This window comes from Candidatus Tisiphia endosymbiont of Ditula angustiorana, assembly GCF_964026425.1.
Lineage (GTDB): Bacteria > Pseudomonadota > Alphaproteobacteria > Rickettsiales > Rickettsiaceae > Tisiphia.
This window is the reverse complement of the sequence record NZ_OZ032143.1, coordinates 1-14588: the sequence shown is the minus strand read 5'-3', so window position 1 is coordinate 14588 and position 14588 is coordinate 1. Positions and strand designations below refer to the sequence as shown.

General features: G+C 33.5%; 17 protein-coding genes, 1 tRNA gene and 1 pseudogene. 7 read left to right on the top strand and 12 right to left on the bottom strand.

From position 1 onward, the window contains the following. Positions 1-113: 113 nt before the first annotated feature. Both AAGD29_RS00095 and AAGD29_RS00090 read right to left on the bottom strand, forming a co-directional pair. Complete coding sequence (locus AAGD29_RS00095) at positions 114-380, bottom strand: hypothetical protein (RefSeq protein ID WP_341758055.1); 267 nt, start codon at positions 378-380, stop codon at positions 114-116. A gap of 489 nt (positions 381-869) precedes the next feature. Beyond that, the gene (locus AAGD29_RS00090) at positions 870-1523 is read right to left on the bottom strand and encodes a hypothetical protein (protein ID WP_341758054.1); all 654 of its coding nucleotides are present in this window, start codon (positions 1521-1523) and stop codon (positions 870-872) included. A 279-nt stretch (positions 1524-1802) separates the two neighbouring features. Between AAGD29_RS00090 and AAGD29_RS00085 the strand changes: the two genes are divergently transcribed. The 3 genes from AAGD29_RS00085 to AAGD29_RS00075 are packed head-to-tail and all read left to right on the top strand — an operon-like array spanning position 1803 to position 3781. Beyond that, on the top strand, positions 1803-2228 hold the full coding sequence (locus tag AAGD29_RS00085) for a hypothetical protein (protein WP_341758053.1): 426 nt from the start codon (positions 1803-1805) through the stop codon (positions 2226-2228). Then, positions 2216-2548, top strand: a complete 333-nt coding sequence (gene tnpB, locus AAGD29_RS00080) for an IS66 family insertion sequence element accessory protein TnpB (RefSeq protein ID WP_341758052.1) — start codon at positions 2216-2218, stop codon at positions 2546-2548. The genes AAGD29_RS00085 and tnpB overlap by 13 nt, the downstream gene beginning before the upstream one ends. A gap of 36 nt (positions 2549-2584) precedes the next feature. Next, positions 2585-3781: an IS3 family transposase gene (locus tag AAGD29_RS00075; protein WP_341758051.1), complete on the top strand. Its 1197-nt coding sequence runs from the start codon at positions 2585-2587 to the stop codon at positions 3779-3781. Here the strand turns inward: AAGD29_RS00075 and AAGD29_RS00070 are convergent. Next, on the bottom strand, positions 3760-4269 hold the full coding sequence (locus AAGD29_RS00070) for a hypothetical protein (protein ID WP_341758050.1): 510 nt from the start codon (positions 4267-4269) through the stop codon (positions 3760-3762). The genes AAGD29_RS00075 and AAGD29_RS00070 overlap by 22 nt on opposite strands. A gap of 302 nt (positions 4270-4571) precedes the next feature. Then, entirely contained in the window at positions 4572-4820 is a 249-nt protein-coding gene (locus AAGD29_RS00065; protein WP_341758049.1) for a hypothetical protein, read from the bottom strand. A 157-nt stretch (positions 4821-4977) separates the two neighbouring features. Here AAGD29_RS00065 and AAGD29_RS00060 point away from each other — a divergent pair, with 157 nt between their 5' ends. Beyond that, positions 4978-5622, top strand: coding sequence for a hypothetical protein (locus tag AAGD29_RS00060; protein ID WP_341758048.1), 645 nt, complete (start codon positions 4978-4980; stop codon positions 5620-5622). Here the strand turns inward: AAGD29_RS00060 and AAGD29_RS00055 are convergent. The 4 genes from AAGD29_RS00055 to AAGD29_RS00040 all read right to left on the bottom strand — a co-directional run bounded on the left by AAGD29_RS00055 (position 5611) and on the right by AAGD29_RS00040 (position 8045). Beyond that, positions 5611-5687, bottom strand: a tRNA-Asp gene (locus tag AAGD29_RS00055). The genes AAGD29_RS00060 and AAGD29_RS00055 overlap by 12 nt on opposite strands. 234 nt (positions 5688-5921) lie before the next feature. Further along, positions 5922-6686 carry a phosphatidylcholine/phosphatidylserine synthase gene (locus AAGD29_RS00050; RefSeq protein WP_341758047.1) on the bottom strand — a complete coding sequence of 255 codons (765 nt, stop codon included), beginning with the start codon at positions 6684-6686 and terminating at the stop codon, positions 5922-5924. A 37-nt stretch (positions 6687-6723) separates the two neighbouring features. Further along, positions 6724-7419: a phosphatidylserine decarboxylase gene (locus tag AAGD29_RS00045; RefSeq protein ID WP_341748140.1), complete on the bottom strand. Its 696-nt coding sequence runs from the start codon at positions 7417-7419 to the stop codon at positions 6724-6726. Between the two features lie 155 nt (positions 7420-7574). Then, positions 7575-8045: an RT0821/Lpp0805 family surface protein gene (locus AAGD29_RS00040; protein ID WP_341758046.1), complete on the bottom strand. Its 471-nt coding sequence runs from the start codon at positions 8043-8045 to the stop codon at positions 7575-7577. 114 nt (positions 8046-8159) lie between these two features. Between AAGD29_RS00040 and AAGD29_RS00035 the strand changes: the two genes are divergently transcribed. The 3 genes from AAGD29_RS00035 to AAGD29_RS00025 all read left to right on the top strand — a co-directional run bounded on the left by AAGD29_RS00035 (position 8160) and on the right by AAGD29_RS00025 (position 10429). Further along, positions 8160-9068, top strand: a complete 909-nt coding sequence (locus AAGD29_RS00035; protein WP_341758045.1) for a cation diffusion facilitator family transporter — start codon at positions 8160-8162, stop codon at positions 9066-9068. 10 nt (positions 9069-9078) lie between these two features. Next, positions 9079-9522, top strand: a complete 444-nt coding sequence (locus tag AAGD29_RS00030) for a nucleoside deaminase (RefSeq protein WP_341758044.1) — start codon at positions 9079-9081, stop codon at positions 9520-9522. 274 nt (positions 9523-9796) lie between these two features. Beyond that, on the top strand, positions 9797-10429 hold the full coding sequence (locus AAGD29_RS00025; RefSeq protein WP_341758043.1) for a 2OG-Fe(II) oxygenase: 633 nt from the start codon (positions 9797-9799) through the stop codon (positions 10427-10429). Between the two features lie 284 nt (positions 10430-10713). On the opposite strand, the gene AAGD29_RS00020 is transcribed toward AAGD29_RS00025, so the two are convergent. The 4 genes and pseudogenes from AAGD29_RS00020 to AAGD29_RS10160 form a co-directional block, all read right to left on the bottom strand. Continuing rightward, positions 10714-11355, bottom strand: coding sequence for a histidine phosphotransferase family protein (locus AAGD29_RS00020; RefSeq protein ID WP_341758042.1), 642 nt, complete (start codon positions 11353-11355; stop codon positions 10714-10716). A gap of 4 nt (positions 11356-11359) precedes the next feature. Continuing rightward, a complete protein-coding gene (gene sdhA / locus AAGD29_RS00015) occupies positions 11360-13150 on the bottom strand; it encodes a succinate dehydrogenase flavoprotein subunit (RefSeq protein ID WP_341758041.1) in 1791 nt (596 codons plus the stop codon). Positions 13151-13636: 486 nt separating this feature from the next. Next, positions 13637-14227: a HEPN domain-containing protein gene (locus AAGD29_RS00010; RefSeq protein ID WP_341758040.1), complete on the bottom strand. Its 591-nt coding sequence runs from the start codon at positions 14225-14227 to the stop codon at positions 13637-13639. A 10-nt stretch (positions 14228-14237) separates the two neighbouring features. After that, a pseudogene (locus AAGD29_RS10160) lies at positions 14238-14588 on the bottom strand (IS4 family transposase); the annotation flags it as partial.

Here is a 14588-nt window from a genome sequence, read left to right as displayed (position 1 = left end):
AATAATAATTTTAGTTAGAGTAGACGTAAAGGATACCTTTTCCGTCTACTCTACTAAACCCTACTTTGTTATCTTAATATCACAGGTTAAAAAAATAAAGATAAGTAATTTTACTAAAATTTACCAGCTAAAGCATCGATAATCACTTCATTATTAATAATTATGGCATCTAAATATTTTATGACTTGCTGTAAATACCATATAATGGTTGTAGAGCTATCACCGGAATATTCATATATTTTTTTCATTAACTTATCATTAGAACAAGCTGTTTTTAAAACCCTTTCTAAGAGTAGTCGTGCTTCCACTAATTGTGGTTGAAGTTCGTACAAATTAGTAATTTCTTTAACTTCTTGTTGATTTTCATCATTATTGGACATATGATTTTCCTACTGTTTTTTGAGGTTATGAAAAACGGTGTATCACAAGGTTAGATGAGTAAAATTGGTGTTTTAATTCTAACCTTGTGGTACTTACTTTGATGTTACTTGCAACTACAACGCAACAACAGATACACATTTATCTGATATAATCCTAAGAGTACAGTGAGATCGTGGAATAAATATGATTATTTCTTGAAAATATGAAGAACAGCTGCAAAGATGAGACATCAGTAAATAATCGCTATAATTAAATCAAATTTCACTTATTACAGTTATTATTATAGTTATGGTTAAATAGCTAGATAAGTAATTAGCCATTGTGGCTAATTGCAACATTATTGACATTTTTTGGAGTATTTATTATTGATGTAACTGTTTAAAATTTAAAAATTTTAAACAGTTGTTAAATGTTATTCAGTTAGTCCTTATAAAAGTAAAAATATAAGATTAACTAAAAAGGAGGAGGAGTGGTGGAAACCCTATATCTCAGTTATAGTTATCCACCAGTTTTTTATTATTTTCCTCTAGCACTTTAATTAATAGCTCTAACACTTCATAACTAATATCATTGTTTTCAAGATCTATATAATCCATTATTATTTCGCTACTAATTTTATTAGTATTTAAACTTTTTACCAATTCCATTACCCCCTTATCACTAATATTATTATAACTAAGCTTTACTTGCCTTATAGTCCTATTAATTTCTAAGACCTTGAAAAGTTGTACAAACCCCTCATCATTAATATTATTGACATTGAGATTTATTCGCTTGATGGTTTTATTATTTGTTAGGAATTGTGCCAGTATGATTGCTCCTTGATCTCCAATATTGTTGTATTCAAGGTCTATATCAGTTAAAGTAATATTATTCTCTAATGCTTTAACAAGATGCTTTATCCCCTGATAACCTATATTAGTTTCGGTAAGATTTATATAGGTGGTAATTTTATTATTTTCAAGAAACTTGGCAACTAACTCAGCTCCTTCTGCTCCAAGTCTAATTTGTTCAAGATTTAGCTCCGTTCTATTGTTGCTTTGGAAGATCTTGCAAAACAGTCGTATAGAGACTTCACTGAGATTATTTATTTCTTCATTTGTTAAGTAGTTTTGTTGTTGATCTTTAATATCGCTCACCATATAATTAACCCCTATTTTTGTCTATAAAAATGGACACTGAGGTTAGATTTAAAAATCATCCTATTTCTTGTCTAACCTCGGTATTTGACACCACCCTGCGTAGTATCCACACCACATTTAATCCCACTAATTGACAGAGTCTAGAGAAAGTTTTTGCCTAGGGTATTTTTTTGCGAAATTTAATAGATCAGCGGTAGAATGTATACTTGCAGCAAAACTGCATAACTTTATCTAATTTTTTTGTTAGTATGAATTTTTTATACATTTGGGTTTCATACTATGCAAATACCATCGATTACTATTGAGCAAGTAGCTCAGCAATTTAAAGCTTGGCGTCAAACTAAAACTAATAAGTTTGATCCTATACCAAACCATCTAAAGGAATTAGTTCACCAATTACTCCATCATTATTCTTACCAAGAGATAGCTAAACATCTTAATATTAATAAAGCAACAATTAGTTCAACTAAAAAAGCCCATGAACCTACCATCAAAACTTCTTCTGTCTCAACTTCAAATCAATCCCTACAACAAAATATTAATTTTCTCCCATTTCAACTAGTAAATTCTATAGATACCGATCCTGTAGCTGCTCCCAAGCAAAATCACTATACTTGTCACATTATTAAACCAAATGGTACCAAGCTTATTATCCAAACACTAGAGCCAAAAACTATAATTCAGACATTTTTATGCTGCAACTAACCCCGGCGTCAGTTATTTTTGTTGCCACTATTGCCATCGATTTTCACAAGGGTATCGATGGCTTAATCGCTGTTTGTAGACAAAAACTTTCTTCTGACCCTCTTAATGGTTCCTTGTTTTTATTCTATAATAAAAACAGAACTGCCATTAAAATTTTGTCCTTTGACGGTCAAGGCTTTTGGCTATGCTCTAAACGCCTATCCAAAGGTAAATTTACGGCAAAACTTTCCCCATCTGATAATTCATCTTATCAAATTTGTTATAGAAACTATAATGGACTGAAGAAAATGGACAAAAAAATAGAGTTAAAAGTTTCCTAATTAAGATAAAATAATAAGAAAAAATTAGGAGGAAAAATGACAAAAGAAAAAGCAAGAGTTTTTAGTGCTGAAGAAAAAACTAGGATAGTATTAGAAGTGCTGAAAGAAGAGAGTCCATTATCAGTGATAGCATCAAAATATGAGATAAACTCCAAGACAATTAGTAATTGGAAGAAACAATTTATATCAAATGCAGCATTGGCTTTTGAACCAGCAAAACTGGTAAGTAAATATCAGGAACAAATTAATATGCTGAAAGAACAAAATGATGAATTAGCGAAAACTCTTGGAAAAACAATAGTAGAGAGAGATTGGGCTGTGGGAAAGCTACAAAGCTTGGACTTATCAAATAGAAAAGAACTTGTCGATTTCAAGCTAGCAATGTTACCAAAGACAAGGCAATATGAATTATTAAAGATTAATCGTTCTTCAATGTACTATAAAGCAAAACCATTTAGTGGGTATAACTTAAATATTTTAAATAAAATAGATGAAATATATACTGATAATCCTGAATTTGGTTATCGTTATATCCATAGACAATTATTAGAAGATGGCTTGTTTATTGGTAAGGATCGGGTTCTAAAATATATGAATATGATTGGCATAGAGGCTATTTATCCAAAGAGGAAAAAGTTAACATCTGGAAAAGATAAACAGCATAAAATTTATAGTTATTTGCTTGATAAATATTGGACTAATCTAGGTACAACTAGGACTGTACACGTACCTAACGCTAACGAGGTTTGGAGTGGAGATATCACTTATGTTCGAACTAATTCGGGATTTATGTACATGGCGGCAATTATAGATTGGCATAGTAGAGCTGTGTTGAGTTATAAATTGTCAAATAGTATGGATGTAAGTTTGGTAACTGAAGTATTGCGGGATGCACTTAACAAATATCCTGCACCGCAGATATTTAATAGTGATCAGGGCAGTCAATATACTAGTCATGAACACATTGAAATTTTACAAGAGCATAACATTAAAGTTTCGATGAATGGTAAAGGAAGAAGTATTGATAATATAATAATGGAGAGATTTTTCCGAACTTTAAAATATAATTGTATATTTATTAATGATTTTAAAGATGTTAAAGAGCTAAAGCGTGGTATTGATGATTACATCAATCACTATAATTATAGAAGATTTCATTCAAGTATTGGTTACAAAAAGCACATGAATGTCTATCTAAATTCTATGCAAAATTATGAACAAATTGCAGCTTGAAAAATGCAAAAATGGGAAACAAAATTATTATTTTTTTTGTCTTGATTTTTCAGTCCAGTATCCTTACGATTCTTTAGTACGTTACCTATATTTTCTCCACCATGCCTATTACCGGTAAAATATAAAACTATCACCTCATTATTTGCAGTCTTAGCACATATTGTAGTAGTATAACAGCTGCGTCCTTTCTTATTTTGAGTACGTAATTTTTTATTGGCTATAGTAATTTCTAAAATCCTAGCTCTAGTATCATCAAGGTTCAGTGAACTACATTCGGCAGCCATTTCCAATAATACCCCGTAAATTTCAGCTCCACCACCTTCTTGCCAAACATCTAAATATTGTTGCCAGAGCGAGCTATGTGCCACAGGAACACCACTTAAACTTTGCAGCCTAGATAAACGGTAGAAAGGAGTACCATAGGTCTTTTGTAACACTATTGCACTTCTGCTACTATTTGTCCATTTGTTGATATTTTTATTGTTCATAACTGTATAATCGCAAGCATTACAGCGTAACGTTTTCTTTACATATCTGTTGACTGTAATTGGAGCATTACCTGTAAATTGTAGCAATTTTCTAGCTTCACTATTATATAGTTTGCCATTATAGCAGTGAGGACAGCTATCACCACTACAAAAATTCTCAGGAGTTAAATAGCTGGTATTCGCATCCTTATAATCATCAAACCCATATTTACCTTGCCAATTACTACGATCTATCTTTTTGGGCTTATCGCACTCTCCTTCATTACCACCATTCCCGTTATCAGATTCACCTGGCGGTTCTTTTAATGAATCTGAACTATCTTTTTTTTGTGATCTGCCTTAAAACCAATCAGCATTTCCTTAAGCTTATTTATACTGATATTTGATGATGCTAGCTTGTCTATTAGCTCGTTACAAAATTTCACAAGCTCTACTATCGTTTGCTGTTCATCTCCCGTTAATGAACTTTCCTTGACATGCTGTATTAGTTCTTCTCGTTCTTCAGCACTTAAGGTCGCTACTTTTGGTTTTTTCATTTGATTAATTATCATTATTATTAATATTTCAAATATTATAATATGACTGCTACTTTTTCAACTAGTTTTTTATTAATCTGTTTTTTATTAATCGGTGATATTTGCATAGTAGAAATCCAAATTTATACAATAAATTCATACTAGCAAAGAAATTAGATAGTGTTACGCAGTTTTGCTGCAAGTATACGATAAACTAATTACTGCTGATACTAAAACCAAAAGATACAAGAATGGTAAAGTATCAGAATGGACTTATTTACGCACTTGGAATCCACAAAATCCTGAAAAGATGATTTGGGTCAGAGAAGAGCAAATAGTGCTGCAGCTTGAAGAAGTACTGAAAAGGTTAAAAATCAAAGATCCTGAAATATTAAAGCAGACGATGGAATATCTTATGAATGTTAATCACGGAAAGGCACATGAATTTAACCGTGAAGTTGGTGCATTAAAGCAAGAACATACCCAAATTCAAAATAAACTTGACTCGATTGTAGACTTAGTTACAGAAGGGGTTTTAACTAGGGAAGAATTTTTGCGTAAGAAAACACAATTAAGAGATAGGCAATATGAATTAAGTGAACTGATTAAAAGTTATGACAAGGTAGATGACAAATTATCAAAAAAGCTTGTAGACCTAATAGGTATTACTACAAACGCCTATGAAACTTTTAGGGATTCGACGATAGCTGAAAAACGGGAATTACTAAATTTTATGTTTGCGAACCTAAATCTTAATGGTTCAAACCTAGAGTACACCTTGGCTTTTCCCTTCACGGAACTAGCAAAATTAACCAATTGTCCCATTTGGCGGGAGTGACGGGACTTGAACCCGCGACCTTCTGCGTGACAGGCAGACGCTCTAACCAACTGAGCTACACCCCCTTTATCAGGATTACTATGACATATAGGTAAGCCGTAATATATATAAAGTCAACTCCCCTGTCAAGAACTCATCAGTAACTAATTTAACTAAAGATTCTTCTACAATTTCTTAGGCTTTTTCGATAGACCAATTCTCCAAAGCGTTCGAGTATACTATATTTATACTCATAGACTGTAAAAAGTAAGTCCTTCTCCTTGACTAACTTACTTGTCCCTAGTTATTATGCAACAAATCTAATAGAATTTCTTACTAATAAAATAGCACATTGGTATAGATAACATGTATATAAAGGCAATGGATGGTAACAAATACCATGGATATATAATAAGACTTATAATGATAACAGCAAATACCATCATCGCTAATGATAAATATTCGTGTTTTATATTAATATTTTTTGTTGAGAATGTTGGTAGGCTGCTGGCAAGTAAAAAAGCAATTACAACAATATATAAATCTATCATAATGGTATGTTCACGGATATTGATACCTAAAACGCTACTCACTTCAAAATCCAAAATCATTGGCATTAGAGCAAGTAAAGCTCCACAAGGTGCAGGCACGCCAGTAAAAAAATATTCTATTTTCTTATTATGTATCTCCTGAAAAATAGTAGTATTAAACCTTGCAAGCCTTAAGGCCATGCATACCATAAACAATAATATAGAACCCCATGAAAGTACTTTATATTCATATTGTTGGAAAGACCATAAATATACAAGATAAGCTGGGACTACTCCAAAATTAGCAAAATCACATAATGAATCCAGTTCAGCACCAAAAGGACTGGTAGCATTTAGCATTCTTGCTATCCTACCATCAATTCCATCTATTATAGCTGCAACTAAGGTGCAATATACAGCCTTTTCCCACCTACCATCTAATCCAAATTTAATAGCACTAACACCAACCACAAGACCCAATAAAGTGATAAAATTAGGAAGCAATTTTATAAACGGAATTGGTTTTGTTATTTTAACTTTGTGTATTTTAAGCAATTTATACCTGTATACTTATATTAAAGCAGTAAGAGTATTATCTTTTTTCAAACTTAAGTTCAGATGTTTTCTTGATCCTAAAATCAGCAATAATAGTTTCTCCACCAACTGAAGTCTGTCCCTCAGTAACACAAAGTGCAGTTTTAAGCGGCAAATAGACGTCAGCTCTACTACCAAAGCGGATGATACCATACCTATCGCCAACCCTAACCTCAGTATCTTCTTCTAAATCACATAATATTCTTCTTGCTATTAATCCTGCTATTTGAACAAAAGCAATTTTATGACCACTATTTGTTTCCATTAAAACAGACTGACGTTCGTTATATATACTTGCCTTATCAAGAGAGGCATTGAAAAATTTTCCTGGATTATAATGTAGGGATAAAATCTTTCCATTAGCTGGAATACGATTTACATGAACATTAAAAATATTCAAAAAAATACTAACTCTAATCATTTCCTGATTACCAAGACCAAGTTCTAGCGGAGGAACTGCTTCAGTTATTTTTTGCACTGTTCCGTCTGCTGGACTGACTACTAGATCATCACTAATAGGGGTAAATCGATCCGGATTCCTAAAAAAATATATACACCAAATGGTTATAACTAATCCTACATATCCAAAACTATTATGAACAGTAGAAAGCAAAAAAGTCACAACTGCAAAGCTTACAATAAATATGTAGCCTTCACGATGAATAATCTTCGAAAAATCACTATATTGCTTCATTCTCACTCTCTAATTTTGTTACGTTATCCCATTTACTTAAGGGTAATTTAAAAGTTGGTAGGGCTTACAATAGAAACAATCAGGCTTAGTACTAGCCTGATTGTTATATTCTAAACGGGGTATAAAGGTCAACTAATGATAAATTTTGATAGAGCTTAACGCACAATTTCCCATTGCCCGTCTGGTCTACGACAAGCTTTCCCATAAGCTTTTTCTTGCTTACCACCCACAACAACTACCTGAGTATACTCACGGCAATACTGACCACTATCGTCTTTGAAAGCTTTGCTTGGTGTTACATATCCGTAATTACCACTATCTGGGTTACGCCACTCTACACTCTGACCACTAGGAGTAGCCTCTAATGCTTTCTGAGAACTTAGCTCTGCCAATTTCCTATCATGTTCATCCATAGTTTGACCAATTTGACCACCAATAAGGGCACCAGCTAAAACACCTATACCAGTTGCGGCAAGACGACCAGTCCCTTTACCAAATTGTGATCCTAAAAGTCCGCCAGCTACACCGCCAATTAGCGTTCCACCACCTTGTTTATTCATACTAGAACAGCCGTGTAACATTGTTGCTGCTAAAATAATTGCTATAATTTTGCATGTTAAATTCATAAAAACCATATGTTTAAGAGTTACGTTATTTGACACACCCTAGGGTTAGTATATACTATACACTAATATATACTAACCCTAATACATTTTATACTATAAAATCGAAATTTTTCTATGACTAATTCAGAGCATCAAATTTTAATCAAGTCTGCATCTTACTTGTCTTTTAGTATAGCTGTATTCATTTTATTTATTAAATCTTATGCGTGGCTTGTAACTGATTCTCAATCTATTCTAGCGTCTTTAATTGATACTATGCTTGATATTTCATCATCTCTTATTAATTTGATTGCTATTCGTTTTGCACTGCAGCCACCTGATTATCACCATAGATTTGGTCATGAAAAAATCCAAGATTTAGCAATTTTTTCACAAGCAGTATTCTTTTTTGTTTCTAGTATATTTATTGGTTTTTCTTCTGTAAAGTCCCTTATTGATGGATCAGTTCCAAGCAATATAGAATCTGGCATTAATGTACTATATTTATGCATTATCCTAACTATTATTTTGGTGGCTTATCAAACTTATGTGATAAAAAAAACTGGTTCTGAAATAATTAAAGTAGATAAATTACATTATTTTACAGATTTACTAACAAATGTTGGCGTAATTGTTTCTATAAAATTAAGTACTCATTTTTGGTTTATAGATTCATTATTTGGCATTGGTATTGCAATATATATAATATATGCCTCTTATGCTTTATTCAGAAAAGCTTTTAAAAATCTTATTGATGAAGAAATGCCTGAAGAAGATAGAAAAAAAATTCTCTCAATAATTACTAGATTTAAAGAAGTAAAAGGTATACACGAAATGAAGACTAGATATGCTGCAAGTAAGCCGTTTATACAATGTCACATAGAAATGGACGGAGATATGTCATTGTATAGTTCTCATTATCTTAGTGATAAAATTTATAGTGCATTGCTATTAGAGTTTCCAGGTGCAGAAATAATTATTCACCTAGATCCATATGGTTATGAGGAAAAAGTGAATTACCGTGAGAACATCAAGCAAATTTAACAATTTCTTCATGGAGGAGGCTTTAAAGCAGGCACAACTTGCTTTTAATGAAGATGAAATTCCGGTAGGTGCTATTATAGTTAATAGAGTAAGTAACAAAGTTATTTCAAAGGCTCATAATATTGTTGAACAAACAAAGAATCCGCTACTCCATGCTGAAATTGTCGCAATAAATCAATCTTGTCAAATTCTATCTAGTAAGAATCTATCAGACTGTGATATGTATGTTACTTTAGAACCATGTGCAATGTGTGCTGCTGCAATATCTTTCGCTAGAATAGGCAGATTATTTTATGCAGCAAATGACCCAAAACAGGGAGGAGTTGAGAATGGAGGACGTTTCTTTAACAGTAAATCTTGTTTCTACCATCCTGAGATATATAATGGTTTCTCAGCAGAAATTTCTGAGAATTTAATGAAGGAATTTTTTAAAAAAGTCAGATCACTGGAATAGATAGGGTAGTTTAAAAATCACATTAAATCAAAGACATGATTAATTTTAAATAAAAGAAGATAAAAAGCCAGTTCGGGATAAGAATTAGTTAATTCTTATCCCGAATTCGCGTAATTTGTTCAAAGCAAACTTAACGATAAGAGGGTACTTATTCTGTCTACTCGATAATCAAGTTTTTATTAAGTTATATAATTCGGGGCAGTTTAAAAGTCATGAAAAGAAGCCGAAAAGATGTCATTCCCGCGTAGGCGGGAACCTAGAAGAAATTAATTTTATGTCTTTTGCATTACTAAATTTAGATGAATTGGAATCAGCTTTGGTATCTAATTCTCCTTATACTTATATGGTTGCTAAAAATGTAATTAATATAGATAAAAAAGATATCATTTCTAACGATTATCCCCAAATAAAGAGTTCTGGTTTTTTTCCTCTTGAAAGTATAAAGTATGAGGGAGTTTTTAAAAAATTAATCCAAGAATTGCAAGCTCCTAAACTTGCTGATATCTTGACTAAAAAACTAAAGATTGAGCTTAAAGATAAGCCTTTTATGATAACTATAAGGAGGTGGTCAGCAAAATATGATGGCAGGATTCATAATGACAGTAAATCTAAAATTGTTACGGCTTTATTATATTTAAATGACAACTGGCCACACGGTAAGGATGGGGGTAGTTTTCGGGTATTAAAGGATAAAAAAAATTTTGAAAGTGCAGCAGCTATTATTCATCCGGAATTTGGTTCTTTTGTAGCATTTGTTCGCTCTGAAAATTCGTGGCATGGTCATATGTCGTTTGAAGGGGAGAGGCGAGTCATTCAAATAACTTGGCTTAATAGTATGGAAGATCTTGAGTGTAAGAATAAAAGAGGAAAATTAGCATTGTTTTTAAAAAATATGTTTAAGTTGTAGGTCATAGTACCCTACATTTTTTTATAATCGTCATCGCGAGGCATCTTTAGATGCCGTGGCGATCCAGCTAAACAGCGAAGCTGTTTTTTCTAGTACGCTTCGCGTATCTTGGATTGCCGCGTCGCCGCTTTCAGCGACTCCTCGCAATGACACTCGGAAGACCTCTTAACAGCAGCGGCATAAAAAATGTAGGGTACTATGGTTGTAGGTTCTAGATAGCATAACATTCTTTCTGTAAATTGAATGTTAACCCGCTTACTCACGTTAAATTTACAGAAGAAATGTTACACTATCTTCTTTGTGTTATTTGCAATAAGTGCGACAAAATCGGTTGATGGAGTAATAGCTAACTTATAACAATATTCCGTAATTAAGTAGTAAGTGTAATATTCGTGAACATTTTCTATACTTACATCATCAATAGTTCTTTTTCCAAGCAAAATATCTGCTCTATCCTGATCAAACCTGAGGTTTGGAGCTGTTACTACAATTTTTATACCAATAAAATTGTCATTTTGTATCTCTAGTTCAACCTTAATAACAGCATCTCTGTATATATTACTAGATGCTGCAACAATTAAACACATAATAATCTGAGCTATATTGTCATCGATATTTGTGCTGATTAACCTTGTGAACACTAGTTCAATATTATGATTTTTTGATTTTAAAAAATCAGTACTTAATCTATCAATTTCTGCAATAGCAATTTTGTTCCCCTCAGAAGGTAGAGAGTATAAATAACGATAAAACTGTAAATAGCTCATGAGTCTATTTGTACTATCCTGAACCAGTTTAGTAGCTTTCTCTTGATACTCTATAGTTTTTATTAACCCAATAGCATTATCTATAGCACCTATTGATCCTGCAAAATCATGACATATTTTTTCATTTAAAGCTTGGCATAATTTTAATGAATTTAGCATATTCTTAATAAACTCGTTTAGCTGGCGAAATGCTATCTACTTCATCTGTCAAAGTTGTAAGAGTTACAGGTTTGTAATCTAACTTCACCTTACCTTGCTCATCAATCCAAGCGAGTGTATGTTTCATCCATTCTTCATCATTACGCTCTGGGTAATCTTCCCTAGAGTGAGCCCCCCTACTCTCTTTTCTAGCCGCTGCGCAGTGCACAGTAATTACCGCTTGATCTAATAAATTAGCTAGTTCTAATGCTTCAACTAGGTCGCTGTTCCAAATTAATGATCTATCATTAACCTGAATATTTGCATATTCCTTTCTTACCTGGTCAATCATTTCTATTCCTTCATCTAGAACCTCTTGAGTTCTAAATACCGCTGCATGATTTTGCATAATTTTTTGCATTTTAAGTCTTAAGTCAGCTACTGGTAGACCTCCTTTAGCATGACGTATACCATCAAATCTGCTAATTATTTTATCCAATATAGACTCCGGCAAGCTTTTATGCTTTTGCCCTACTTTAACAATTTCAGCAGCTTTTTGTGCTGCGGCTCTACCAAATACTACTAAATCAAGTAAAGAGTTTGATCCCAAACGATTCGCACCGTGTACTGAAACACAAGCTGCTTCACCAATTGACATCAACCCGGGAATAATCTTATTATGATTATCCTGACCTTTATCAATCACTTGACCATGGTAATTTGTTGGTATTCCCCCCATATTATAATGTACTGTTGGTAACACAGGTATTGGCTGGATGTTAACATTAACCGAGGCAAAAATTTTGGCTGTTTCCGAAATACCGGGTAAACGTTCGTGAAGAATTTCCGGCGGTAAATGATCTAAATGTAAGAATACATGATCTTTATGCTCACCTACCCCCCTACCCTCTCTGATTTCCATGGTAATAGCTCTTGATACTACATCTCTTGAAGCAAGGTCCTTAGCAGCGGGAGCATATCGTTCCATAAATCGCTCTCCATTAGAATTTACTAAATACCCACCTTCTCCTCTAGCACCTTCGGTAATTAAGCAGCCAGCCCCATATATACCAGTTGGATGGAATTGGACAAATTCCATATCTTGCAAGGCGATAGAACTTCTTGCCGCCATGCCACCTCCATCACCAGTACAAGTATGAGCACTTGTCGCAGAAAAATAAGCTCTACCATACCCGCCAGTAGCTAATACCACTAAGTGAGCATGGAAACAATGAATTGTTCCATCATCAAGATTCCAAGCAACTACCCCTACACATTCTCCATTATTCATTAATAAATCAAGGGCAAAATATTCGATAAAAAATTGGGCTTTATTTTTTAAAGCCTGTTGATATAAAGTATGTAATATTGCATGACCAGTACGATCTGCTGCAGCACAAGTCCTTTGAGCTGCTTGTCCCTTACCATAATTTGTTGTCATACCACCAAAGGGGCGTTGATAAATTTTGCCTTCTTCTGTTCGAGAAAAAGGTACTCCATAATGCTCAAGCTCTAGCACTGCTGCAGCTGCATGTTTACACATATACTCAATTGCGTCTTGATCACCCAACCAATCCGAACCTTTTACTGTGTCGTACATATGCCAACGCCAATCATCTTGCCCCATATTACCAAGAGAAGCACTAATGCCACCTTGGGCAGCCACAGTATGACTTCTAGTTGGGAAAAGCTTGCTAATGCAAGCAGTATTTAAGCCCTCTTTCGCCATACCAAAAGTAGCCCTAAGACCAGCTCCACCTGCTCCAACTACCACTACATCAAATTGATGGTGGATAATATTATAAGATTTAGACATTTATATAAATTCCTTTTGTTTATAATAATCCTTTTGTTACAGAATATATAGGGTAATTTAAAAGTCACACTCTGGAGTTGAAATAAATAATTATTAAGAATATCGAACGTCATTGCGAGAAGGCGTGAAGCGCCGCCGAAGCAATCCATTTCTAATTACTTTATGGATTGCTTCAACCACTACGTGGTTTCGCAATGACGAATATAGGTACATTACGTCATTGCGAGGAGTGCGTAAGCACGACGAAGCAATCCAGGAAACGAAAGAAATAAATTACCGTATTTTTGCTGGATTGCTTCGTCGACCTACGGTCTTCCTCGCAATGACGTTACCCTATTTAAAACCCCTTCCTCTTCGAACTTTCAACAGTTGTGAGCAAGCAACCTCCTCGCAATGACGCTTGTAATCACATATCCACCTAAAATTACTTCAGTTTTTCAATTTTAAAGTGTGACTTTTAAATTACCCTGAGAATATATCATATATTTATTCTTGACTAAGCTTTTCCAAACAAATTTTTTCAGTAATTTTTTGCAATTGCTCTACTCGGTCAATTAAATAAAGCAACTGCTCCTTAGTGATCCTGTAGTTTTTGTCATATCTTGCTTTAACATAAGCATCACGAAGTAATGTGAAACATTTTTTTTGCTCTTCACTTTCATATGGAAATATTCGACAAAGATCATGATAAAAAATCCGTGCAGTTTGGTTTAGTTCTAATAGATCATGTAATTTAGGTTTATAACCATCAAATACTAACAAAATAGCATTATAAAAACTCTCAGTAGCTTGATGAAGCAAAAAAGCTGATTCGCGATAATTGTCATCTTCAAAAAAAGCCTTGATTCCAATAAATAGTTTTTTTCCTCTACCAAACCAATTTTCATATTCTTCTGCAGCTATTGGTCTGCGTTCCGACCATGGCAAGTCTTTAGCTTCCGATAGCCCAAATTCCTCACTATCATATAGTAGAATTCCTTCTGTTCTAATATCACGAAAAAAATACTTACCTTTTTCAAGTTGGTCATTTACAAAGTGGATAGACTCAACTATTAGTGTCACGGATGGTTGTGTCATGGCCTTACTATTACCCACAAATATTAGAGTTAGCTAATTGATAACCTTGAACTAGATCAAATAACCGTTGCCATCCTCTCCACAATACAATAGGACCAGGCTCTAGATCATTTTTTCTTGCTAAATACCCACCCAATTTAGCAACCCATATTATAGCATTTTTTATTGTAGGAATTGTATTATTAGGGGGAGCTGCTTTGTGTATCTTTACATACAAAACTCGCCATTCTTCTTCAGCTAATATTACACTACATGGTAGATTAGGATTAGTTCTGCCAATTAAAGTAATAAAAAAAATTCTCCAAGCAATTATGCTCATGATTGTCAAGTATTTTATTAATCTTTCTCCTGTTGCAAGTCT